At 65.1% G+C, this 23,679-nt stretch carries 22 protein-coding genes; 6 read left to right on the top strand and 16 right to left on the bottom strand.

Translation table 11 applies throughout. The features are described 5' to 3' along the window. Window positions 1-4: 4 nt before the first annotated feature. From H7J73_RS19480 to H7J73_RS19455, 5 genes are all read right to left on the bottom strand, one after another. The gene (locus H7J73_RS19480; protein ID WP_264069217.1) at window positions 5-1,219 is read right to left on the bottom strand and encodes an acyl-CoA dehydrogenase family protein; all 1,215 of its coding nucleotides are present in this window, start codon (window positions 1,217-1,219) and stop codon (window positions 5-7) included. A 34-nt stretch (window positions 1,220-1,253) separates the two neighbouring features. Further along, on the bottom strand, window positions 1,254-2,612 hold the full coding sequence (gabT, locus tag H7J73_RS19475; RefSeq protein ID WP_264069216.1) for a 4-aminobutyrate--2-oxoglutarate transaminase: 1,359 nt from the start codon (window positions 2,610-2,612) through the stop codon (window positions 1,254-1,256). A gap of 530 nt (window positions 2,613-3,142) precedes the next feature. Beyond that, complete coding sequence (locus H7J73_RS19465; protein WP_264069215.1) at window positions 3,143-4,327, bottom strand: acetyl-CoA C-acetyltransferase; 1,185 nt, start codon at window positions 4,325-4,327, stop codon at window positions 3,143-3,145. Continuing rightward, window positions 4,324-5,007, bottom strand: coding sequence for a CoA transferase subunit B (locus H7J73_RS19460; protein ID WP_264069214.1), 684 nt, complete (start codon window positions 5,005-5,007; stop codon window positions 4,324-4,326). The genes H7J73_RS19465 and H7J73_RS19460 overlap by 4 nt, the downstream gene beginning before the upstream one ends. Beyond that, a complete protein-coding gene (locus H7J73_RS19455) occupies window positions 5,004-5,771 on the bottom strand; it encodes a CoA transferase subunit A (RefSeq protein ID WP_264069212.1) in 768 nt (255 codons plus the stop codon). Before H7J73_RS19455 ends, H7J73_RS19460 begins: the two co-directional genes overlap by 4 nt. A gap of 168 nt (window positions 5,772-5,939) precedes the next feature. On the opposite strand from H7J73_RS19455, the gene H7J73_RS19450 reads away from it, so the two are divergent. From H7J73_RS19450 to H7J73_RS19440, 3 genes are all read left to right on the top strand, one after another. Beyond that, window positions 5,940-6,722 (top strand): IclR family transcriptional regulator, encoded by a 783-nt coding sequence (locus H7J73_RS19450; protein WP_435405530.1) that lies wholly within the window; start codon window positions 5,940-5,942, stop codon window positions 6,720-6,722. A 5-nt stretch (window positions 6,723-6,727) separates the two neighbouring features. Then, window positions 6,728-6,946 carry a hypothetical protein gene (locus H7J73_RS19445; RefSeq protein ID WP_264069210.1) on the top strand — a complete coding sequence of 73 codons (219 nt, stop codon included), beginning with the start codon at window positions 6,728-6,730 and terminating at the stop codon, window positions 6,944-6,946. Window positions 6,947-7,165: 219 nt separating this feature from the next. Next, complete coding sequence (locus H7J73_RS19440; RefSeq protein ID WP_264069209.1) at window positions 7,166-7,909, top strand: SDR family NAD(P)-dependent oxidoreductase; 744 nt, start codon at window positions 7,166-7,168, stop codon at window positions 7,907-7,909. A gap of 274 nt (window positions 7,910-8,183) precedes the next feature. Here H7J73_RS19440 and H7J73_RS19435 read toward each other — a convergent pair whose 3' ends face one another. Genes H7J73_RS19435 through H7J73_RS19400 form a run of 8 tightly spaced genes read right to left on the bottom strand, consistent with a single transcriptional unit; the run spans window position 8,184 to window position 14,689 of the window. Next, window positions 8,184-8,561 (bottom strand): thioesterase family protein, encoded by a 378-nt coding sequence (locus H7J73_RS19435; RefSeq protein ID WP_264069208.1) that lies wholly within the window; start codon window positions 8,559-8,561, stop codon window positions 8,184-8,186. Window positions 8,562-8,589: 28 nt separating this feature from the next. Continuing rightward, complete coding sequence (locus H7J73_RS19430) at window positions 8,590-9,438, bottom strand: substrate-binding periplasmic protein (protein ID WP_264069207.1); 849 nt, start codon at window positions 9,436-9,438, stop codon at window positions 8,590-8,592. A gap of 31 nt (window positions 9,439-9,469) precedes the next feature. Further along, window positions 9,470-10,120 (bottom strand): amino acid ABC transporter permease, encoded by a 651-nt coding sequence (locus H7J73_RS19425; protein ID WP_264069206.1) that lies wholly within the window; start codon window positions 10,118-10,120, stop codon window positions 9,470-9,472. Then, window positions 10,120-10,770: an amino acid ABC transporter permease gene (locus H7J73_RS19420; protein WP_264069205.1), complete on the bottom strand. Its 651-nt coding sequence runs from the start codon at window positions 10,768-10,770 to the stop codon at window positions 10,120-10,122. Before H7J73_RS19420 ends, H7J73_RS19425 begins: the two co-directional genes overlap by 1 nt. After that, window positions 10,767-11,540: an amino acid ABC transporter ATP-binding protein gene (locus H7J73_RS19415; RefSeq protein ID WP_264069204.1), complete on the bottom strand. Its 774-nt coding sequence runs from the start codon at window positions 11,538-11,540 to the stop codon at window positions 10,767-10,769. Before H7J73_RS19415 ends, H7J73_RS19420 begins: the two co-directional genes overlap by 4 nt. A 53-nt stretch (window positions 11,541-11,593) precedes the next feature. Continuing rightward, window positions 11,594-12,286, bottom strand: a complete 693-nt coding sequence (locus H7J73_RS19410; protein ID WP_264069202.1) for an HAD family hydrolase — start codon at window positions 12,284-12,286, stop codon at window positions 11,594-11,596. Between the two features lie 35 nt (window positions 12,287-12,321). After that, the gene (locus H7J73_RS19405; RefSeq protein WP_264069200.1) at window positions 12,322-13,095 is read right to left on the bottom strand and encodes an enoyl-CoA hydratase/isomerase family protein; all 774 of its coding nucleotides are present in this window, start codon (window positions 13,093-13,095) and stop codon (window positions 12,322-12,324) included. A gap of 7 nt (window positions 13,096-13,102) precedes the next feature. Beyond that, window positions 13,103-14,689 (bottom strand): class I adenylate-forming enzyme family protein, encoded by a 1,587-nt coding sequence (locus tag H7J73_RS19400; protein WP_264069199.1) that lies wholly within the window; start codon window positions 14,687-14,689, stop codon window positions 13,103-13,105. 283 nt (window positions 14,690-14,972) lie between these two features. Between H7J73_RS19400 and H7J73_RS19395 the strand changes: the two genes are divergently transcribed. Together H7J73_RS19395 and H7J73_RS19390 are read left to right on the top strand one after the other, a co-directional pair. Continuing rightward, window positions 14,973-15,617: a GntR family transcriptional regulator gene (locus tag H7J73_RS19395; protein WP_264069198.1), complete on the top strand. Its 645-nt coding sequence runs from the start codon at window positions 14,973-14,975 to the stop codon at window positions 15,615-15,617. 126 nt (window positions 15,618-15,743) lie between these two features. Further along, window positions 15,744-16,223 (top strand): Lrp/AsnC family transcriptional regulator, encoded by a 480-nt coding sequence (locus tag H7J73_RS19390; RefSeq protein WP_264069197.1) that lies wholly within the window; start codon window positions 15,744-15,746, stop codon window positions 16,221-16,223. Window positions 16,224-16,281: 58 nt separating this feature from the next. On the opposite strand, the gene H7J73_RS19385 is transcribed toward H7J73_RS19390, so the two are convergent. After that, a complete protein-coding gene (locus tag H7J73_RS19385; RefSeq protein WP_264069196.1) occupies window positions 16,282-19,746 on the bottom strand; it encodes an indolepyruvate ferredoxin oxidoreductase family protein in 3,465 nt (1,154 codons plus the stop codon). A gap of 425 nt (window positions 19,747-20,171) precedes the next feature. Further along, window positions 20,172-20,738 carry a TetR/AcrR family transcriptional regulator gene (locus H7J73_RS19380; RefSeq protein ID WP_264069195.1) on the bottom strand — a complete coding sequence of 189 codons (567 nt, stop codon included), beginning with the start codon at window positions 20,736-20,738 and terminating at the stop codon, window positions 20,172-20,174. 319 nt (window positions 20,739-21,057) lie between these two features. On the opposite strand from H7J73_RS19380, the gene H7J73_RS19375 reads away from it, so the two are divergent. Next, window positions 21,058-22,017, top strand: a complete 960-nt coding sequence (locus tag H7J73_RS19375) for a ketopantoate reductase family protein (protein WP_264069194.1) — start codon at window positions 21,058-21,060, stop codon at window positions 22,015-22,017. A 504-nt stretch (window positions 22,018-22,521) separates the two neighbouring features. Here H7J73_RS19375 and H7J73_RS19370 read toward each other — a convergent pair. Beyond that, entirely contained in the window at window positions 22,522-23,679 is a 1,158-nt protein-coding gene (locus H7J73_RS19370) for an iron-containing alcohol dehydrogenase (protein WP_264069193.1), read from the bottom strand.

The raw sequence follows: 23,679 nt of genomic DNA, 5'->3' as shown, positions 1-23,679 counted from the left end.
ATGGTTACCGGAAAGCGGCGTGGCCGGTTAGTGCCTTGCCGATGGCCAGCATGTGCATCTCAGAGGTGCCTTCGTAGGTCAGCACAGATTCGAGGTTGTTGGCATGGCGCAGCGGCGAGTACTCCAAGGTGATACCGCTGCCACCGAGCAGGGTGCGACATTCGCGGGCGATGTTGATCGCCTCGCGGACGTTGTTGAGTTTGCCCAACGACACCTGCTCGGGGCGAACACCGTCGGCGTCTTTGATCCGGCCCAGATGCAGAGCCAGCAGTACACCCTTACCGAGTTCGAGGGTCATATTGGCCAGCTTCTCCTGGGTGAGCTGATAACTCGAGAGCGGCCGGTCGAATACCTCACGCGATTGCGTATAGGCGATGGTGGTTTCCAGGCTGTCGCGGGCCGCTCCGAGAGCACCGAAGACGATGCCGAATCGTGCCTCGTTGAGGCACGACAACGGCGCGCTGAGTCCCTCGGCATGGGGGAGTTGTGCCGAGGCGGGCAGTCGCACGTTGTCGAGCACGAGTTCGGAGGTAACTGAAGCCCGCAGCGACAGCTTCCGGTGGATTTCGTTGGCGGTGAAGCCGGGGGTGTTGGTGGGCACCAGGAAGCCTCTGATACCCCCGCTACCGTCGTCGGTCTGCGCCCATATGGTCGCCACATCGGCGAGGTTCCCATTGGTGATCCACATCTTGGTGCCGTTGAGCAGCCAGTCTGCGTTTTCTCCGGTGCCGTCGCGGCGGGCACGGGTGCGCATGCCGGCCGGGTTGGACCCGAAGTCGGGCTCGGTCAGACCGAAGCAGCCGATCGCTTCACCGGCGGCGAGTTTGGGAAGCCACTCGTTCTTCTGTTCCTCAGAGCCGTAGGCATAGATGGAGAACATCGACAGCGAACCCTGCACCGAGACGAAGCTGCGGAATCCACTGTCGCCGGCCTCGAGTTCCATACACGCCAGCCCGTAGCTGACCGCACTGGTGCCAGCACACCCGTAGCCCTGCAGATGCATGCCCAGGACACCGAGTTCACCGAATTCCTTGGCCAATTCCCTGGGCAGAGTGGCCGATTCGAACCACTGCTCCACATTCGGCTTGAGGCGGGTGTCGACGAACTTACGCACCGTGCCGGCGATATCGCGTTCGTCCTCATCGAGGAGACGGTCGATGTCGAACAGGTCAAGGGGTGCGGAGATTGTGGGTGCGGGCCGGACGGCAGTGCTGGACATATCGGGGTTCCTAGTCAGGTGAAGGTCAGCGGGTTTACAGGGCGGCGAAGGCAGCGCGCAGGACACCGAACGCGTCGAGCAGCAGGTCATCGGAGATCGACAGCGGCGGCAGGAAACGCAGCACGTTGCCGAATGTGCCTGCAGTCAAGGTCAATACGCCGTTGTTGAGGCAATGTCGGCTCACCGCCGCAAGAGCATCGCGATTAGGCACACGGCTTCCGGGGGTCACGAGTTCAACGGCGATCATGGCTCCGCGGCCGCGGATCTCGCCGATGACATCGGTGGTGGCGGCGATATCGCGCAACTCGCTTACCATGATGTCGCCGATCCGCTGGGCCCGGTCGAGCAGATTGTGTGTCGCGATCTCCTCGAAGACGCCGAGGGCCGCGGCGCAGGCGACCGGGTTTCCGGCGTAGGTGCCGCCGATACCGCCGGAGTGGGCGGCATCCATGATCTCTGCGCGCCCGGTGACTGCCGCCAACGGCATACCACCGGCCAATCCCTTTGCGGTGGTGATCAAATCGGGGACGATGCCCTCGTGCTCGCTGGCAAACCAGGCGCCGGTGCGGGCGATCCCGGTCTGCACCTCATCGGCCACCAGCACGATGCCGCGGTCGCGGCAGAAGTCGGCCACCGAACGGAGGAAACCGTCGGCAGGCACGATGAACCCGCCCTCGCCCTGAATGGGTTCGACGACGACGCAGGCCACCGCATCTGCACCGATCTGGGAGTCGATCAGCTGAGTGAACTGGCTGAAGGCCTCCGCCGCGCAGTTCTCGGGTCCCGACGGCCATCGGTACGGATACGCCATGGGCGCCCGGTACACCTCGGGGGAGAACGGCCCGAAGCTGTGTTTGTAGGGCTGATTCTTGGCGGTCATCGTCATGGTCAGCAGGGAACGGCCGTGGAACGCGTGGTCGAACACCACGACGGCAGGCCGTTTGGTGAATGCGCGGGCGTACTTCACGGCGTTCTCCAACGCCTCGGCGCCCGTGCTGAACAGCGCAGTGCGCTTCTCGTGCTCGCCGGGGGTGATCCGGTTGAGGGTCTCGGCCACCTCGATATAGGGCTCGTATGGGGTGGCCAGGAAACAGGTGTGGGTGTACCGGGTCAGTTGTGCCGAGGCCCGGGCGACCACTTGTGGTGCGGAGTTCCCCACTGTGGTGACGGCGATACCGCTGCTCAGATCGATGAACGAGTTGCCGTCGACGTCGACGATGACGCCACCGCCGGCGGCAGCGGCGTACACGCTTGCGCCGCTGGTCAGGCCCGCGGGCAGCGCAGCGTTACGCCGGGCGGTGAGTTCCCGTGAGCGGGGCCCGGGGATTTCGCTGATCAGCCGGCGTTCCTGGCACAACTCCGGGCCGCCTGCCACAGTGTCGAGCACCGTCATCTCGATCGTCCTTTCGTCGATGTCGTCGACAGCCTAGGAACACCGGCTCGCTCCCGCCTATCACCGAACTGGACAATCTTTGGGATCGGACTGTCCAGATCGGCGATGTTGAGATAGGGCGTGGCCGCGGTGGCAGCCGGGAAGCCCGCGATACGCACGGGTTCGCTGTAGATGACTACGCGCGCTTGATCGGGTCGACTTCCGTGCGCGGTTCGATCCCGACCTGCAGGACCGGACGTCCGCGGTGGCCACGGCCCTGGCGGATCTGGCCGGACCGCTCGAGGCGACCACGACCGTCGGTGAGGACCGAATCCTCCGTGCCTTTGCTCCGTTTGTCTCGGCTACGTTGCGCATCAGGCGGTTTCAGCGCAGAACAGATGGCGCTCCCAGCCGCCAGGCAACGGGGGTGGTGTCGTGTGGCCACCAAGGTCGGCTTCAAAGCTGAAGGCACACGGCGAAGTTCACCGGGGTGGACATCGCCTGATGAAACCGTTTTGGCCCAGCTCCGGGCGGCGCCGACCTCTGTGTGATCAGACGTGCAGGATCAGGGCGTCCCCCTGGCCGCCGCCACCGCACAGTGCTGCCGCGCCGGTTCCGCCTCCGCGACGCTTCAGCTCGAGCGCCAGGTGCAGGGCGATGCGTGCTCCCGACGCCCCGAGCGGATGACCGATCGCGATCGCGCCGCCGTTGACGTTCACCTTCTCCGGATCCAGACCCAGCTGACGGGTAGAGGCAATGCCGACAGCGGCGAACGCCTCGTTGATCTCTACCAGATCCAGCGACGACGGATCGAGGCCCTCCTTCGCGCACGCGGTGACGATCGCATTCGCGGGTTGGCTCTGCAGCGACGAATCCGGTCCGGCGACCACGCCGTGCGCACCGATCTCGGCCAGCCACTCCAGGCCCAGCTCTTCGGCTTTGGTCATGCTCATCACCACGACGGCCGCTGCGCCGTCGGAGATCTGGGAGGCCGAGCCCGCCGTGATGGTGCCGTTGCGGTCGAACGAGGGCTTCAGCCGGGACAGCGAGTCGGCCGTGGTGTCGGCACGAATCCCCTCGTCCTCGCGCAGGACGAGGGGGTCGCCCTTGCGCTGCGGGATCTCGACGGGCACCACCTCGTCGTCGAAGAGCCTGTTCTTCCATGCGGCAGCGGCCTTCTGGTGCGACGCCGCGGCGAACGCGTCCTGTTCCTCGCGGGTGACCGCGACGGCCCCGTCGTTGCGGGCCTCGGTCAGCGCGCCCATCGCCTGATCGGTGAAGACGTCGTAGAGCCCGTCATAGGCGAGATGATCGGTCATCGTCACGTCGCCGTACTTGAACCCCTGTCGGGACTTCTCCAGCATGTGCGGCGCCTGCGTCATCGACTCCTGACCACCCGCGACCACAATGTCGAACTCCCCGGCGCGAATCAGTTGATCCGCCAGGGCGATCGCGTCGAGTCCCGACAGGCACACCTTGTTGATCGTCAAGGCCGGCACGCTCATTGGAATTCCGGCGGCGACGGCGGCCTGGCGGGCCGGGATCTGTCCTGCACCCGCGGTGAGGACCTGCCCCATAATGACGTACTGCACCTGGTCGGGTGCGACGCCGGAGCGCTCCAGCGCCGCCTTGATCGCGATGCCGCCGAGATCGGACCCCGAGAATCCGGACAGGGAGCCCATCAGCCGGCCGATGGGCGTGCGCGCGCCCGCGACGATGACCGCGCGCCCGGTCACGACTGACTCCGGTCGACGAGGTCGGCGGCGACCGACAGCGCAGCACCGGTGGCCGCCCGGACCTGTTCGACGCCGATACCGGGCGCCGTCTCGCGCAGCAGCAGTCCGCCGTCGGTGACGTCGATCACGGCGAGGTCGGTGATGATTCGATGGACGACGGACTGGCCGGTCAGCGGCAGCGTGCACGTCTCGACGATCTTCGGATTGCCTTGGCGGTCAGTGTGTTCCATCACGACGATGACTCTGGCGGCGCCGTGGACGAGGTCCATGGCACCGCCCATGCCCTTGACCATCTTGCCGGGGACCATCCAGTTGGCCAGGTCCCCGCCGGCGGAGACCTGCATGCCGCCGAGCACGGCGGTGTCGATGTGCCCGCCGCGGATCATGCCGAAGGACAGAGCCGAGTCGAAGAAGGCCGCCCCCGGGAGTGCCGTCACCGTTTCCTTGCCCGCGTTGATGAGATTGGCGTCCACCTCGTCCTCGGTGGGATAGGGACCGGTGCCCAGCAACCCGTTCTCCGAGTGCAACGTCACCCGAACCGCCGGGTCGAGGTAGCCGGGGATCAGGGTGGGAAGGCCGATGCCGAGGTTGACGTACTCACCGTCGCGTAACTCCTGAGCCGCGCGCTCGGCCATCTCGGTCCTGGTCCAGCCGCGCACGGCGGTCTCCACGTCAGTCATGCCTGAACTCCTGCCGTCTCGCGCGTCGTGCGCTTCTCGATCTGCTTGGTCTGCGGGCCGGTTTCGACGATGCGTTGAACGAACACGCCGGGCAGGTGAACGCTCGCGGGGTCGATCTGACCCGGTTCGACCAACCGCTCGACTTGGGCGATGGTCACCCGTCCGGCCATGGCGGCCAGGGGATTGAAGTTCATCGCGGCCTTGTCGAACACCAGATTGCCGAATTCGTCGCCGATCTCGGCGTGGACGAGTGCGACGTCCGCGGTGATGCCCTCCTCGAGGACGTAGCGCTTGTCGCCGAACACCCTGGTCTCCTTGGGGGGTGACACGATCGCGACGGAGCCGTCGGGCCGGTAGCGCCATGGCAGACCGCCGTCGGCCACGGGGCTGCCGACGCCCGCCGGAGTGAAGAACGCCGCGATGCCTGCGCCGCCGGCCCGGAGGCGCTCGGCGAGCGTGCCCTGCGGCGTGAGCTCGACCTCGAGTTCACCGGCCAGGTACTGGCGGGCGAACTCCTTGTTCTCGCCGACGTAGGACGCCGTGACACGACGAATCCGACCGAGGCCCAACAGGATTCCCAGGCCGTGGCCATCGACTCCGCAGTTGTTGGAGTAGACCTCCAGGTTCCCGACGCCGGTGTCGGCGAGCGCGCCGATCAACGCGTCGGGGATGCCGCACAGCCCGAATCCGCCGACGGCGATGGTGGCACCGTCCGCGATGTCGGCAACGGCTTCCGCCGCGCTTCGGACAACCTTGCTCGTCACCGTCGGTCCACCTCTCGCCCGGCTCGTCGACCACAGAGTGAACGAGCGCTTTCGTTCCTACAGCTCACCAAAAAAGCACGTCAGAGGAAATGGGCAGCGTAAAACTCCCAGAGAATTGCTCGACGGACGAACGACGTAATAAAGAATCGTCCACTCAGTGAACGTAGGATGACCGGAATGGAGGAGAGGCCGCACGTCATCGGACGCGTCGCGTCGCTGCTGCGCGCGATCGGGGAGCGAGAACCGGCCGGCTCGACGACGTCGGACCTCGCGCGCGACGTGAACCTGGCCCGCCCGACTGTCCACCGGTTGCTCGTGGCACTTGCCGCCGAGGGGTTCGTGGACCGCACCGGGGCGACGGGGCGGTGGACGCTCGGACCCGAGATGTACCTCCTGGGTTCGATGGCCGCCGAACGGTACGACATCACCGACAGCGCTCGCAGCATCCTGCGGGACCTGGCCCGCGACACCGGTGAGAGTGCGTTCCTCTCGGCCCGGCGCGGCGACGAGACGGTCTGCCTCGCCCACGAGGAGGGCAGCTTTCCGCTGCGCAGCCACGTCCTGCACGTCGGCATCAGATTTCCGCTGGGGGTGGCCTCTGCGGGCCTGGTCGTCCTGGCGCATCTGCCCGACCGGGAGGTCGAGGACTATCTGGGCCGCGCGGAGCTGGTGCCGGGCTGGGGTGCGGCGCACGATGTGTCACCGCTTCGAGACCGGATCGGGCAGACGAGGCTGGACGGTTACGCGGTCAACCCCGCGCTGCTGGTCGAGGGGAGCTGGGGGATGGGGGCCGCCGTGTTCGACCGGCGAGAGCATCCCGCCTGGGCGCTGAGTCTGACCGGCGTCGAGACCCGGTTCTCGCCGTCGCGGCGACCGATGCTCGGCGCGAAGCTGCTCGATGCGGCGCATGCACTGGGGCAGCGGCTGGCTGCGACAGCGGTCGGCCCGTAGGACGTATGCCGTTCAACGGCATCGGCAGCCTGGCACTCTGCGACGCCGTCGTCTTCGCCCACGCCGTCACACTCTGTGTCCATCAGGATGATTCGAGCCAGCTCGGCAACTACTCCGACACGTGCCTGCACCACATCTGGGGCGAACAGATCCACGCAGTCTGGCTCATCACCGTGATGCCCGAGGCCGACGATTCCCGCCACACAGGGGAATTCCGCGGATAACTGGCCCGCGCAGAACTGGAACGGATGATCGCGACACCGGCTCAGACAACTAGCCCTCGGCAAGGGAGCTCACTGCTTGAGAACCAATACTTCGGCACTGCCCAGAACGGCATACCTGACGCGAGACAAGATGTGATCATTCTCGCTTCTTTAGTGGTGAGATGCGAGCCCACTTCCGGTCGCGCCAGCCCGATTCGATTGAAGGTCTAGCGTTTGACTGTGAGCGAAAGCAGGCGCGTCGCGTTGGTAACCGGAGCGACGTCAGGGATAGGGCTGGCCATTGCACGCCGCCTCGCCGAACGCGGATATCGCCTGATCGTGCACTCCCGCTCGTCGACCGAGGCTGGGGTCGCGTTAGCTGCCGAACTCGGCGACGCATCCTATGTTCAAGCGGACTTGGCAGACGATGCGGACAGGCAACGGCTCGTCGCTGATTCCATACGCATCGCTGGGAGTCTCGACGTACTGGTCAACAACGCCGGCATGAGTGCGGTGATACCGCACTCTGATCTTCAGGCCGCTTCGCCGGCGGTGTGGCGGGAGTTGTACGAGGTCAACACGATCGCTCCCTTTCGTCTGGTCGCCGAGGCCGAACCGCATTTGCGCGCCTCCGCAAGCGAGGAAAGGCCATCGACGGTCGTCAACATCGGCTCGCATGCTGGTGTGCGCCCCAAAGGAGCCTCGATCCCGTATTCGGCGAGCAAGGCCGCTCTCATCCACACCACGAAGCTCCTGGCACTCACGCTTGCTCCCTTCATCCGGGTGAACGCGATTGCACCCGGCCTCGTGGATACGCCGATGACCACGAACTGGGCTGATGCGCAGGCACTGTGGCGCGAACGTGCCCCGATGCGGCGTCCGGCGACTCCGGGCGATGTAGCGCATACCGCGCTTTCCCTCATCGAATCTGACTACATGACCGGCGAGATTTTGACCCTTGACGGCGGGCTCAGCCTCACCTGACCGATCCAAGAGGGCGGGTACTGGCGTCGAGACCGCCCGGGCGTGGAAGACAAGATGTCTTTGGGTAGCGGTCTCACCGACACAATCGCCGCAAGGGAATCCTGCCGGCGATTCGGGTACGGGCCAGCCCCCGTCGGACAACAGCTACGCGAGCGCACCGTCCATCGGCCTTCGCTACGGCGAATCGACTTCGCTGCAACGATACTCACCTCCTCAAGCTTTGCGCTGGTCTTCGACAAGGCCGGCACCACAGCCGGTGGCATGTTCGGCCGCCTCAGCCCGTCGCGAGTGCGGACTCGATGACCGAGCGCTTGAGCACGGCTCGGGTGTGTTTGACGTGGGCGACTGGCTGGCCATTGTCGTCAGTGACCTCGACGGTGAAGAACGCTTTCCTGCCTTGCCGATCCTGCAATGTCGCCCGCGCGGTGAGCGTCGCACCTACCGGGGAAGGGCGGTCGTGGGTGAGTTCGACTCCCGCGCCCACGGTGATCTCGTCATCAGCCAGGCCATCGGCAAGCATGCCGTGGCACACCAGTTCGGCCAGTGACAGCACGAAGGGTGTCGAGGCCGCGGCCGGGAAGTCAGGTCCCCAGGCAGCGGCGGTATCGGCCGCGCCGACGGTGCGATGCAGTTCTGCGGTGTTCGATGACACGATGGTCAGCCTTTCCGTGGGTTGTCAGTCAGCCGATGAGTCGAAGGGGCCCAGGATCGGCCGCCGAGGATTCAAGACCATTGTCCTGCAGTATCTTTGCGATGGTGCCGTTGTTCCGAAGGGTAACGATGTCGTCAGAGACAGCGGTGAACAGCTCAGGGTTGTTCTTCGACATCGGGAAACACACCTGTCCGGGGACTTCGCTGGAGGCCACCCGCGGATCCGGTGCGGGCCGCTCGATGCTCCAGGTCGCGCCCTTCTGCTTCTTGGCGAACGATGCGGTGCCGATGGAATCGATCGCGGAGTCCAGTCGGCCCGATTCCAGATCGTTGTACACGGCTGTCGGATTTGGATACACGCGCAGACTCGGTCCGAATATCTGTTGGAGCTCTGCGTTCCACATGTAGCCGTCAACGGTACCGATCGACTTTCCCTGCAGCGCAATGAAAGTAGTGGCGCCGTCGGTGGAGACGATGACGATCTGATCGCTGAAGACCGGGCCGGCCAGGGACAACACCTCCGCCCGTGCGGACGTGCAGTACCAGTCCCCAGCAGAGATGTCGGCGCGGCCGTTCTGTGTGGCCGGGATGACCGAAGCCGTGTCCAATGGCTGCGATGTCAGCGTGAGGCACTCCATCTCGGCGATATTGCGCAGAATCTCGCCTTCGATGCCGGCCACCGAGGTTCCTTCGACGGCGAGGAATGGCGGGAAGTTGTAGGTGGCGGCGGTCAACGTGCCGGGTGCCACGGTTCGCAGTCCGGGATGAGCCGGGGTGCAGTCGGAGGCTGGCTGGGCGTCACCGGAGTTCGAGCCGCACGCGGTGAGAGCGGCGGTGAGGGCGAGGGTCGCTGCTGCGCCGATGAGTGAGGTGCGCATGTCGGGTGCCTTTCGTGAATGGGGTTGTCTGTCACGCCTGCTGGCGGTGCAGCCGCTTCTCGAGTTGCTCGGTGGCGAAACTGGCCGAGATGGTGATGACGGCGTAGAGCAAGCCCGCGATGATGAACAGGTTGAAGTAGTGAAAGGTGTTGTTGGCGATGGATTTCGCCTGAGATGTCAGCTCGGGTACAGCGATGACGAAAGCGAGCGAGGTGGCTTGGAACATCAGGATGCAGAAACCGAGCAACGGGGGCAGCGCGATCCGGATCCCCTGTGGAATCACCACGTCCCGCAAGACGTCGACGCTGCTCATGCCGAGCGCGCGGCCGGCTTCGATCTCCCCGCGAGGGACGGCCTGCAGACCGGCGCGCAGGATCTCACTGGTGTAGGCGGCGGTGGTCAGGGCCAGAGCGATGAAGGCACAGATGAAGGCGGTGAGCGTCACCGGTATGCCGTTGTAGATGATCTGCAGCAGCACCAGTGCTGGCGTGCCGCGGCCGATCTCGACGAGAACGATCACTGTTGAGCGCAGCGCGCGCCGCGGTGAGGAGGTACCGACCGCCAACAGCAGACCGGCCGGCAGGCCCAGTAACAATGACATGAACGTCAAACGCAAGCTGGTCCAAAGGCCATCGAGTAGCTGGTCGTGGTGGGTCAGCCAGTCGTTCCAGATGCCGCTCATCACGCCACCCTTTCCATCATCCGGGACTCGAGCCGCCGGGCCGCCCAGGCCGACGGGAAGGTCAGGGCGACGTAGTAGACGCCGGCGACGAAAAACGGCATCACGAAGCTGGTGTTACTGGAGGCAGTGGTGGCGTAATAGGTGATCTCGAAGACCCCGATGGTGGACGCGAGCGAGGAATCCTTGAGTAGACCGATGGCATACGACGCGGACGCCGGGATGGCCACTCGGATCATCTGCGGTCCCACGATCCTTGTGGCGGTGTCGATTTGGGACATGCCGAGCGCACGACTCGCCTCGAACTGGCCCGCGCTGACGGCTCGCAGCGCGCCGCGGTAGATCTCGGCCATGTAGGCCGCTGACACCAGGCCGATTGCCAGCACCGCGGAGCGCCACGAGGTGAACACCGAGCCGAGTGCGGGGTTGAACTGGGTGGGTCCGTTGTAGATCAGGAACAGCCAGATGATGAGGGGGACACCGCGGGTGATCTCGATGAAGGCGCGTGCGATGAAACGCAGGATCCAGATCTGGGCCCCTCGCATCACCATCAGGGGGAGCCCCAGAACGGCGCCGATCGCGAAACCCACCACCGTCAGTTGCAGCGTCGCGATGATGCCGTGCCCGACGATCAACCAGGTGTCGATGCTCATCTTCGGTCCAGGACCGCTCGGAGGAACTCGCGGGTGCGGGGACGGGTCGGAGCCGCGAAGATCTCGTGCGGGTCGCCCTCTTCGAGAACGGCGCCCTCGGCCATCACCACCAAGTGATCGCTGACATCGCGGGCGAACTGCATCTCGTGGGTCACCACGACCATCGTCATGCCGTCGTCGGCGAGTTCCCGCATGACGCAGAGCACTTCGAGGCCGACCTCGGGGTCCAGCGCGGAGGTCGGTTCGTCGAACAGCATCACCTTGGGGTCCAGGGCCAGCGCGCGGGCGATCGCGATCCGTTGCTGCTGGCCACCCGAGCACCGTCCCGGATACTGGCGCGCCTTGTCGCCTAGACCGACCCGCTTGAGTAGCACGTTGGCCCGTTCTTCGGCTTCGGCCCGGCTTCGGCCCAGTACCCGCTGCTGGGGGAGTGCGACGTTGCGGAGCACCGTCATGTGCGGGAACAAGTTGAAGGACTGGAACACCATTCCGACGCGGGACCGCAACGCGGCCAGCTCTTTTGCCTTGATCACATGCTCGACGTGAATTGTCACGCCGTCGACCATGATGGTGCCCGCGCTCGGCCGCTCCAGCAGGTTGATACAGCGCAACAGTGTGCTCTTGCCGGCGCCGCTGGGCCCGATGAGCGCGACCACCTGGCCCCCACCGACGGTGAGGGATACATTGTCGAGAACGGTGTGATCCCCGAAGCGCTTCTCAACCGCATCGAGCAGGATAGCCGGCCGAGACTCTGGGCTGGGACTGGACATCTGGCTCACATTCGATCGTTGGGGCCCAGTGACGAGTGGGGGAATGGGCATGGCTACGCCAGCTCCTGCACCGTGGCCGGAAGGGAGGCCAGATCGGCGATGGTGGCGGTGACGCTGTTCTGTTCGCCGCTGCTCAGGTGGATCCACTCGTTGCTCTCGGCGTTGTCCGATCGGTGCACGAAAACGGTGCGGAATCCTCGTCGGTGGGCGGGCTCGCAGTCATGCCACACGCTGTTGCCGATGTGAATCCAGTTGGCGGGCGCGGGATCGTGCCGGGTGAGGAACTCGTCGAACATGCCGTCACCCGGCTTGTAGCTCTGCACTTCCTCGGCGGTGATCACCTCGTCGAAGGTAAAGGGCAGTGGCCCAGCCACAGTGCCGGCGAACAGGTCCGCGTCGGTGTTGGTCAGGATGCCGAGCTTGTACCCAGCGTCGCGCAACTGCTGAAGCGCCGGCAGACTATCTGCGAAGGCCGGCCAACTCGGCAGGGTATCGGCCAGGATGCTGAACCTGTTGTCCCTCAGTCTGATTCCGGACTTCTCCGCGGTACGGCGCAATCCTTCGGTCAGGATGGCGCGGTAGTTGCGAAACGGTGGTTCGGCTTCGACTTCAGGTTCACAACGGTAGTAGGCGTCGATCAGCTCCACCGATCTGCCGGGCGCGACGCTGTCCAGCGCCTCGGTCATTCCGGTTCGCCAGTCGATGATGGTGCCGTAGCAGTCGAAGGTCAGCCAGCGGTCTGCCATGGTTATGCTCCTGTCGGGTGGTGGGGATTCTGAGGTCAGGTGCGGGTGCTGCGGTGCCGGAAGGATTCCATGAGGGCGACGGATTCGGGATGGAAGTGTGCGGCACGGATTTCCGTTAGCTCGGCGTCCAGTGACTCGGTGAACGTTTGATTGAGCCCGCGGAACAGTGCCTTCTTCACGGTGGCGATCGCGTGCGGCGGGCGGGAGGCAAGTTTGGAGGCGAGTTCTTGGGCGGCGGCCTCGAGGTGGTCGGGTTCGACGACGCGGCTGACGAGACCGATCGCGTCGGCTTCGGCGGCGGTGATCTGTTCGCCGAGGAGTACGAAGTCCGAGGCCTTGACCCGTCCCACGGTGCGCGCCAACAGGAACGAGGTGCCACCGCCCATTCCGGTGCCGATGAGGACCTCAGGCAGGCTGAATTCGGCGTCGCTGCCGGCCAGCAGGAAGTCGCAGGCCAGGGCGATCTCGCAGCCGGCTCCGACAGCAAGTCCGTTGATGGCGGCGATCACGGGTATCGGCAGGGAGGTCAGGGCCTCGGCGAGGCGTTGCTGGGCGTCGATCTGGCGCCGGCCGCCGTCGTCGCGGACTTCTTTGAGGTCGAATCCCGCGCAGAAGGCACGCCCGGTGCCGGTGAGGATCACCGCCCGCCGGCCCTCTCGAACTGCCTCGGCCAGGGCGGTTTCCAGCGCGGTGACGAGGCTTTCGTTGAGTGCGTTGAGCCGGTGCGGACGGTTGAGCCGCAGGACGACCACGGTGTCGTCAAGTGCGGTGGTGACGACGAGTTCCGGTTCGATGGGTAGTTGAGTCATGAATCTCCTACTGGCTTAGTATCGCGGCCCACTGCTTCAGGACGCGTTTGTCGACCTTGCCGATGGCAAGGCGGGGGAACTCTTCACGGACTTCGAGGCGCTTCGGGATCTTGTAGTTGGCCAGACGGGTCCGCAGGAAGCTACGCAGCTCATCGGTATCGAGCTCCGCGCCCGGCTGCGGTATGACGAAACCGACGCCGACTTCGGAATACAGCGCGTCGGCGATGCTGACCACCGCCGCCGATCGGACCTGCGGGTGTTCCTCCAGCGCGAGTTCAATCTCCCGGGGGTAGACGTTGTAGCCGCCCGACTTGAACATGTCGCTGAGCCGGCCCGCCAACCGGATACGCCCATCGCGGTCGATCCGGCCGACATCACCGGTGTGGAACCAGCCGTCGGCGTCGATGGCCGCCGCTGTCGCCTCGGGTCGGTTCAGGTAGCCCAGCATGAGGAACGGACCCCGGGCCTGGATCTCGCCTTCCTCGTCTGTGTCGCACGGTATGCCGTCGGTGCGCGCGATCCGTATTTCAAATCGCGGGTCCGGCCGTCCCACGGTGTTCGCCAACGCGTCGAGATCATCGTCGTCGTCGGTGTAGATGATCGAGCCGACCGTCTCGGTCATGCCGAAACTCGTGCAGACCAGCGGAATCCGGGACTGCAGTTCGAGAATGAGTTCACGAGAGGCAGCCGCCCCGCCCCAGATCGCGCGTTTCATGCTGGACAGATCAGCCGTCGCCCACTCGGGTGTGCCGGTCACCAGAAGGAACATCGTCGGAATGGCCAACCAGTATTCGAGGCGTTCTCGCGCGATGACGTCGAGGACGCCCGAGCGGTCGAACTTCTCCATGTAGTGCACGGTGCCACCGGCGACGACGACGGAGCTGCTGATGTCACCCAGGCAGCCGACGTGGTTGATGGGCAGGTCGCACAGCATCCGCGGCTGTGCCTCGTACCAACGGTCGGCCTGGACCACCGAGCACTGGACCAGACCGCGGTGGGGCAACAAGGCGCCCTTGGGTCGGCCGGAGGTGCCGGAGGTGTAGACCAGAACGGCGGGATCTGTGCTGTCGACTGCACTTTCGGCATCGCGAAGCACTTCTGCCGATACCGCCTCGCCTGCGCTAAGGAACGCCTCCCAGGACTCGCCGGCGGTGATGACCGGGCTGTCCGAACCCACCCGCTCGAGGACGCCTTCCAGGGTGTCCCGGTGATTCGCCGATAGCCCCATCAGCACTTTCGGTTGGGAATCGCCGACCACGTGGTCGAGCTCGCCGGCCGTGTACTTCGGGTTGAGGCCCTGCCAGATCGCACCGATCCGGGCAGCGGCCAGGAAGGTGACGTAGAACTCGGGCCGGGGGTTGCCGAGCACTGCCACACGGTCTCCGCGCTGCACTCCGGCGGCTAGGAAGGCGCGTGCCAGCGTGGCGGACTGTTCTTCGACTTCGCTTCGGGTGAGCCGAGTTTCGGCGTGGGTGAGCATCTCACGGTCGGCGTCGAGGCGCGCCCAATAGGCGGTGTAGTCCGTGATCCGGGGGAGGTCCGGCAGGGGCGGTGCTTCGAGAGCGGATCGTCCCGCAGCGCTGGATGTTGACACAATATCAATGTGACAGGGATTACTCGGGCAGTCAAGAGGTGGGATGGAGCAATCTGCGGAGATGCTGGTGTGCCACTGCTGGCGGCCACGTCGGTCGGAATCGAGATAATCCGCGAGAAGTGCTGACAATAAGGGAATTTGGTCGGCAGATTGCGATGGCGTGGTGAGGTCGTCGGGGTTTGGCGCAGTGAGTGAGCACGCGGCAGGCGACCTCATGCCGACCGGATGTTGATACAATCACCGCGGTCTACTTCTGTAGATCGGCGATCGACAGGAGCCGTAAGTGTCAACTCCGTTGGGGCGGGTATCGACTGTCGACGCCTTGGTGGCGTCGATCCGGCAGCGGGTGCTCTCTGGTGACTTCGGACCCGGCAGCAAACTGCAAGAAGTGCCGCTCGCGGAAAGCTACGGAGTGGGGCGCTACTCGTTGCGGGGTGCGCTGCGCGTGCTCACCGATGAGGGGCTGCTGCGCTACGAACAAAACAGGGGAGTGTTCGTTCCAACATTGGCGCGTGATGACGTGGCCGATCTGTACAAGTTCCGGGCGGCACTCGAGATCGAGGCGGCACGCCTGGCGGTCCGCTCCAAGGGCTCACTGGCAGACGTCGAGAAGATGGTGGAGAAGCTCGAAGCCATGACCGGTGAGGAGTCCTGGGCCGAAACCATCGCCGTGGACCTGGGCTTTCACCGGGAAGTTGTTCGCGCAGGAGGTAGTTCACGCTTGCTCAGGGCGTACGTGGCGATGTCCTCGGAGCTGCAGCTCATTCTGGCCCGTAGCCAACAGCACTACAGAGACCCGAAGCGCATCGGCCGAGAGCATCGGGAGATTCTCAACGCGTTGGCCAGCGGCGACCTCGTCTTGGCCGAGGAAGCGCTGCGCTATCACCTGGAGGTGGCCGTTGCCGAGCTGCTCACATTGTTCGACTGAGTTGATGGTGCCCATACAGGTGCCTGCAGAGCGTCGTCGGTACGGCACTGCCGCAGCGCTGATAGACAGTGGGCAGTACGGTTGGCCGAATCGCTATTTCAGACCGATCAGTGGGAAAGTGATTGAATGGCACAGCAATTGGACAAGCTAGACCTGGACGTGTTGCGGCTCATGGTGGAGGACGCCCGCGCCGGGGTGCGTGAGTACGCTCGCCGGCTGAGCGTCGCGCGCGGGACGGTGCAGTCGCGTATCGACCGATTCGTGCGCAGCGGCATCATCACCAGCTACCAGCCCCAGATGCAGCCGACCGCCCTGGGGTACTCGATCCTGGCCTTCGTTCACGTGCATATCGCTCAGGCCATGATGGACGCGACCTGCATCGAGCTCGCCGAGATACCGGAGGTTTTGGAGGTGAACTCGGTTGCGGGGGAGGGCGATCTGCTATGCCGGGTGGTGGCCCGTGACCATGACGACTTCGAACACGTCCTCCAAACGGTCATTTCATGCAAAGGCGTGCTGCGCACCCGTTCGGAACTCGTTCTGAGCAGGCGCATTCCGCCACGCATCACGCCGCTGCTCGAGAAGATCCGCACCCAGGTCGGCTGACTCGCGAGGCAAGCCCTCGCCATCGTGCCCGCCCCCTGCGGACACTGGGGACTGCGGGTCAGTCCAGCGGGGCCGGCGCCGGAAGGCCGAGTTCGCGCAGTCGCATGACGTACTTGTCCACGTTGCGCAGTTTCACGTCCTCGTAGCCACGCACCAGATCAGCTGCCTCGGCACCGGCCGTGGCCCGCCGATAGGTTTCGGCACTGAGCTCCCCGCACAACTGCCGGATCATCTGCTCGTAATGCGCCGCCAACCGCCGCTCCAGCCGACGCATCCGGCTGTAACCGAACGGGTCGAATCGAGTGCCGCGCAACCATTTTCCGTGGGCCAGGGTACGCAGCACGGCGTGGCTGTGCGGCCCGAACCCGATCTTCTTCTCTCGGCCCAGGGCCTTGAGCGTGGGCGGGTGCAGTTTGTACGTCAAGTTCTCCGAGCCGGGCACTTCTGATTGGACGGCGGCAAGGAATGCCGGATCGGTCAGCAGGCGGGCCACCTCGTACTCGTCCTTGTACGCCATCAGCCGGTGCAGTCCGTGCGCCACGGCGGCACTGAAGTCGGTGGCGTCGCCCACCCGACGTTCGGCATCCCAGACCTGTTGCATCATCAGCAGATAACGTTTCGCGGTCGACTCGTTCTGGTACGCCACGAGCTGCGCCGCCCGACGGTGCACGAGGGTGCTGGTGGGCTCGGCGATGGTCAGCCCATCGAGAAGGCCGGGTGGTAGCTGATCGTCGCTGCGGGCGGTCGTGGTTGCTCGCGTGGTGGCATCGGCGAAGGTCTCCGGTGCGGCCACCGCGGCGCGTCCCCAAGCGAAGGCCGCCTGGTTGGCCTTGACAGCCACGCCGTTGAGCGCGATGGCCTCGTTGATGGCAGAGGCCGGAATGGGCAGTCCGCCTGCTTGATACGCCGCTCCCACCAAGAGGAAGTTGGCCGCCGCGGTGCTGCCGAAGAGTGTCTGCGCCGCGGCCAGCGCATCCATGACCACCAGCTGTCCGCTGACCACACCGAGTCGGTGCAGTAGTGCCGCCTCGTCCGGATAGGACACCGAGGGGTCGTAGACCATCTCTCCGGTCGGTGTCGCGCTGCGGGAGGCGATGGTGACAGTGGTTTCGGGGTCTCCGTAGCGAGCGTTGCCAGGATCGGCGGCGGTCATCAGATCGAAGGCCAGAATGCAGTGCGCGCCGCTGTCGCCCACCCGGTTGGCGCCCTCGACGGGCGAAGCCGCCAACCGGAGGTGCGACGTGACGGGTCCGGCCTTTTGGCTCAGACCGGTCTGGTCGAGGCCCTCGACATGCAGTCCGGCCCGCAGGGCGGCCATCCCCAGCACCTGATTCACCGTAACGATGCCGGTCCCCCCGATACCGGCCAAGAAGATGTTGTGCTTACCGGTGATCCGCACGATCGTCGGATGTTCGAGTTCGGGTGGTGTGGGTGCGGAAATCTCTGCGCGCTGCGGGTTTTCAGGAAGCTCAACAGTGATGAACGACGGGCATTCGCCGTCGAGGCAGGAGTAGTCGGTGTTGCAGCTGGTCTGGTCGATGCGGGTCTTGCGGCCAAACTCGGTATCGACCGGTTGCACCGACAGGCAGTTGCTCTTTACTCCGCAGTCACCGCAGCCCTCGCACACGGCCTCGTTGATCACCACGCGGGTCCGCGGGGTGGGTTGCGTGCCGCGCTTGCGCAGCCGACGCGCTTCGGCAGCGCACTGCTGGTCATAGATCAGCACGGTCACCCCGGGAACCTCTCGCAGGTGCCGCTGCGCCTCGTCGAGCCGGTCGCGGTGCCACACGGCGACCCCGGGTGCGAATGCCCGAGCTGGGTGGCGATGGGGGTCCTCGCTGCACACGATGATCGCGGCCACCCCGTCGGCGGTGAGCTTGTGGGTAAGCTGCGGAACGGTCAGGCCCGCTTCGGCATCTTGCCCGCCGGTCATGGCGACCGCGGAGTTGTAGAGGATCTTGTAGGTGATGTTCACCCCGGCGGCCACGCAGGCCTGTACGGCGAGTTGACCGGAGTGGAAATACGTTCCATCGCCGATGTTTTGGAAGATGTGGTCGACGTCGGTGAACGCCGACTGACCGATCCATTGCGCGCCCTCGCCGCCCATCTGGGTCAGCCCGGTGACCTGCGAGTCGGTGCGCGAGGACATCGTCACCAGGGTGTGACAGCCGATTCCGCCGCCGGCCAGCGAGCCGTCTGGCACCGCTGTGGACCGGTTGTGCGGGCAACCGGAACAGAAATAGGGGGTTCGCTTGGCGGGCAGCGCCGTCAATTCCAGGCGGGGCGGCGGGGGTGCTGCCAGGTCGGCGAAGCCGCGTAAGGCCCGGCGCAGCGGTGCCTGCAGCCGAGCCGAGGTCAGCTGTCCGTCTGGCGGGATGAGCCGTCGGCCGCCCAGGTCCTGCTTGCCCAGCACAGGTGGCGCGCCGGCGCCGTAGAGGATGTCCTTGACCTGGCGCTCGACGAAGGAGGTCTTGTCCTCGACCACCACCACCTGCTTCACGCCTGCGGCGAGCCGGCGGACGGCGTTGGCGCTCAGGGGGAACGGCATGCCGACCCGCAGGATGCGGATACCTGAGCGCAATAGGCCGGATTCGTCGAGTCCGAGCTCCGTCAAGGTCTCGCGCACCGCGTCGTAGGCCGAGCCCACCGCGATGATTCCCATACACGCATGCGCAGGGTCGACCTCGATTCGGTCGAATTCGTTTGTGGCACCGAAGGCTTGCACCATCGCCCAGCGCGGACCGTACAGATCGGCCTCGGCCAGTACGCTATCCGGCGGTGAGGCGAGCACCCGCTGCCGATAGGTCCACGGCCGGCCCTCCCAGTCAATCGAGGGTGTGGTGATGTCGACGTCGCCGTAGTCACCGTCGATGGTCCACAGTCCGTCGGCCACGTCGGCGACGATCTTCATCGACACCCAGCAGCCGGACAACCGCGACATGGCCACGCCGTAGAGACCGAACCTGATCAATTCGTCGGCGTTGCGCGGGTACAGGACCGGCATACCCATTGCCGCCAAGGACATCTCGCTGGCGCAGGGAACGCTGGAGGATTTGGCGGCGGGGTCGTCCCCCACCAGTACGAGCGCGCCGCCGCGAGGATGCGCTCCGTACATGTTGGCGTGACGCAAGGAGTCGCTGGCGCGGTCCAGGCCTGGGCCCTTGCCATACCAGACCCCCAGCACACCGTCATGGGTGCGCGCACCTTTCGGCAGTTCCAGCTGGCTGCCCCACACCGCCGTGGCGGCCAGTTCCTCGTTCATTCCCGGGACCAGGCGCACATCATGATCGCCGGCCAGATTGGGCAACCTGGCGAGGAGGCGGTCCAGACCCGCCAGCGGGCTGCCCTGGTAGCCCGAGACGAAGGTGGCCACCCGGCGCCCGGCGCGCCGGTCGTGCTCATTCTGCTCGGCGAGCAGTCGCGCTATCGCCTGTACGCCGGTGAGCAACACCGGTCCGGATGCCGGCACATACCGGTCCGCCAGGTCGATCTTTCGCGCCGAAGGTTCGTGCACGTCGGTCATCACGCGTCCTTCCTCGCCCCGGGCTGGGAGCAGTTTGAGCTGCGTTTGGTATCCCCAGACTGGGCTTTGCCCGCGGAGTCGGTCAATCGACGCGCTGATTTCGGTACCAAGTGACCATCTCGGCGAAGCCGGGTGTGCGAAAAACCGGGCATGTGGTCCAGCTCACGGCCAGGTGCCCGCCATCAGGGTCTCGGACGGCTGGCGCGGCTTTTAATTGCGCCCTTGGATATTTCGGGTGGTGACGACAACCATCCGCGTCCAGTTAGTAGCGGTTAACCCAATGCGGGAGTGCCCGTGAACCCGAAGGTGATGTGGGCGAAAGACTTCCAACTAACGGCGCTAGCCGTGGTCCATCGACGGCGGCCGGGTATCGACTCGGCACGGCCATCAAGATCGCGTCGATGATCGACGAATACGCTCCGAGGTCAGACGGTGTTCGTGGCGGGTTGCAATATCCGGTTCGACAGATCCAGGAGCGCGCGGTGTAGGTCGTCATCGTCGATGTCGGCGAACTGCGGGTCGGCCGCTACGCTGCCCACGCCGGCGAAGAACAAGGTGATCGCGATTCGACTGGTGGGGTCGGGGTCTGGACCCTCCAGCAGTTCGCGTAGTCGATCAGTCGCGGCCCGCAGTTCGGGTGAGCCAACCTGGGCGATGGCAGGATCGGCGTGAAATACCGCAGTCAGTTGTCGGTGGCCCACGGCCATTTCCACCAAACCGCTGATGACGACGGCCCGCTGTGCTTCCCAAGTTGGAAGCGCCTCAGCGATTTTGATGACACGTGAGGTGTTCTCGACCACGGGGCGCAACACCTCTTGGACGATATCTTCCTTAGAAGAGAACTGGTAGTAAACCGCAGCTTTGCTGACCCCGAGGCGCTCGGCGATCATTCCGACTGACGTGCCGTGCACTCCGTGTTCGACGAACAGGGCGAGCGCGGCACTAAGGACTCGTTCCCGGGCGAGGCCCCGTGGGGACACTGGCTTCGCCACGTCGCTTCCTCCGCATGTTCACTCACCGACCCAGCGTCCAGGCTAGCGCTTCGGGCGGATCTGGTCAGTCAGGCGGTGTCCTGAAAACGTGCCCTAGTTGACTGATTGACTTGCCGTAGTTATACATATGACCTAACTTAAGTTTGGCAAAGCATCAACTATGGTGGCGCACGTGCCAACGGGCCGATGGTTCTGGTGGCCGCAGAACGTACGTGCCCGCCCCCGCGGCGACACGGGGAACGCCCGTCGGCCGGGTCGTCCCGATTGCCTATCACGGTTCCCGCCGGATCAGCCGACGTAGGGTGAGACAAGGTGCAGTATGAAGATTCTGATGTTTGGACGGGGTGTGGTCGCCTCGATATACGGCTGGGCTCTGGAGCAGGCCGGGAATGATGTCGAGTTCTATGTCCGGCCGGGACGCGCTGCGCAGTACGGGGAAGCGATAAACCTCGATCTGCTCGATGCGCGGCGGCGAGCGTGGGGGCAACGCGTCGTCGAGAAGTGGCCGGCGCGCTATCGGGAGACGTTGGGGCCAGACCACGACTTCGATCTGATTGTGCTGAGCGTGCCGCACTACCGCCTCGCGGAGGCAACTGCCTTCCTCGCACCGCGCGTCGGCAGGGCCACGGTGCTGATCTTGGGCAATGTCTGGTCCGAGCCTTCGGCCGCACTGGGCGCCCTCCCCGTCGACCAGGTGGCCTGGGGCTTTCCGCAGGCCGGCGGCGGCTTCGGTGCGGATGCCGTGCTCTATGGCGCGGTGTTTCGGTCGGTTCTCTTCGGCACCTTCGGCGAGCCTCCGACCGGTCGTGAACTGGCTGTGCGAAAGGTGTTCCGCCAGGCTGGATTCCGGATTCGGGAGCGGGCGGACTTTCGCGGCTGGCTGTGGATGCATTTTGTGGCGGACGCAGGCATCCACGCGCAGGGGCTGCGCCTGGGCTCGTTGTCCAAGCTGGTCGGGGAAACGCGGGCCTTGGGGGAAGCGTTGCTGACGACCCGCGAACTCTTGCCACTCCTCGAGGCGCGGGGCGTTGACCTACGACGGCACCGGGGCGCGGTTCTGCCCTACCGAGCGCCCACCTGGCTGACGGTACCCACCGTGGGCTGGCTGATCAGACATGTCGCGTTGGCGCGTAGGAGCCTGGAAGCGCACTCCGATCCCGCTGCTGAGGAGCCTCGTGCGATCTGCCGAGACACCCTGACGGAGGCGCGGCGGTTGGGCGTCTCGGTACCGCGACTGGCGGCCGCGGAACCGACCTTCGCCTACAAGGAAACAAGCTAAGTGCCGTCCGCGCCGTCACTGCTAGCGAGGCACACCTATACGCCTACGCCGGCAGTCAATCTGGGTGGAGTCTCCACGGACGGCCGGCACGGGGAGGCGCCGCAAGGCGACCCGCCCCTCCTTGTCTCAGCGTGTCGCGGACATTGGTCTGTTGTCGGGAAGAGAAGTTCTCCGTTGCTGCCATACCTTCGATGAATCGCCGAGGCGTCCTCCGATGATTCCCGCAGCACGAAGTACACCTGGGTCTCGTCCGGGTTGTGACTGCGGCGCATGATCATTCGCCCGCCGGGGGTGTTGTAGGTGTCGCGGATATTGCTATCGGATGCGGTGCGCGGGACGAACCAGCGTGACATATGGATCCCGACCGGGCGGTACGGCTCCGGAGTCCCGCCCGGCAAGATGGCGCGCCGGATGCGCGACCCCTGGCCGGCGTAGTCCTACATGGCTCGCGCCACTACGGACCCTAGCTCGATGGCGTTCGCCGAGGCGACGGTTCCTCGACGTTCAGAAGATCTCACGGTAAAGATCGACGATCTCGTCGTGACTGGGAACCCGCGGATTGTTGGCGGGGGATCCCGAGGCGAGCGCTTGAACTGCCATCGTGTCGAGTCGCGCTTCCCAGTCGGCAGTGTTGATGCCATAAGTCTGGGGCGTTGGGACTTCCACATCCGCGCAAAGCTGCTGCAGCTCCAGCACCAACGCTTGGGCAGCGGTGTGATCCTCGACCGACTCGGCGACGATTCCCATTGCCTTGGCGCAGTCGGCGTATCGGTCGGTCGCCGAGGCAATCGAGAACTTCGTCACCGCCGGCAAGAGCATCGCGTTGGACAGGCCGTGCGCAATGTGGAAGTGCCCACCGATTGGTCTGCTCATACCGTGCACCAACGCGACACTGGAGTTGGAGAATGCCATTCCCGCTTGCGCAGATGCCAACATCATCGCTTCTCGCGCTTGACGATCCGTTCCATCGCGGTACGCGCGACGAAGGTGAAGGGCGATCGACCGCATGGCCGCCAGCGCCAGTGCATCGGTGAACGGGCTGGCGCGCCGGCTCACATACGCTTCGATGGCGTGGGTCAGCGCATCGACCCCGGTATCCGCAGTCAGGCGGGCCGGCATGGACATCGTCAGTTCGAAGTCGGCGATCACGGCGACCGGTAGAAACGACAATCCTGGACAGAGCATCTTCTCGTCGGTGGCACCATCGGTGATCACCGTGAATTGAGTTGCCTCCGAGCCACTTCCCGATGTCGTCGGTACTGCCACGATCGGAAGTGCCGGACCCTCGTAGCTGCTGGGAGCCTTGTAGGACGCGATGTCTCCGCCATTCGCCGACAAGACCGCAAGTGCTTTGGCTGTGTCCATCGGGCTGCCCCCGCCGAACCCGATGACGCCGTCCGCGCCATGCGTTGTCACGAGTGCCAAACCGTCCTCCAGGGAGGCGATGGTTGGGTCGGGTACCGTCTCGGAAAAGACCGCCGGCTCCGATCCTGCGGCCTCGAGCAACTTCACCAGCCGTTCAGTCTGGCCTGTCTCGGTGAGATACCGATCGGTGACCAGCAGTGGTCTCCGGATACCTAACTGACTGACCACGGATCCAAGCTGATCGATCGAACCTGCGCCGAATTTGGCGAAGCGGGGTAGTGCGATGTCGGTGACCAT

Source organism: Mycolicibacterium komossense, from assembly GCF_025822605.1.
GTDB classification, from domain to species: Bacteria; Actinomycetota; Actinomycetes; order Mycobacteriales; family Mycobacteriaceae; genus Mycobacterium; species Mycobacterium komossense.
Note: the sequence above shows the minus strand (reverse complement) of the source record. Positions and strands in the feature narration are given on the sequence as shown.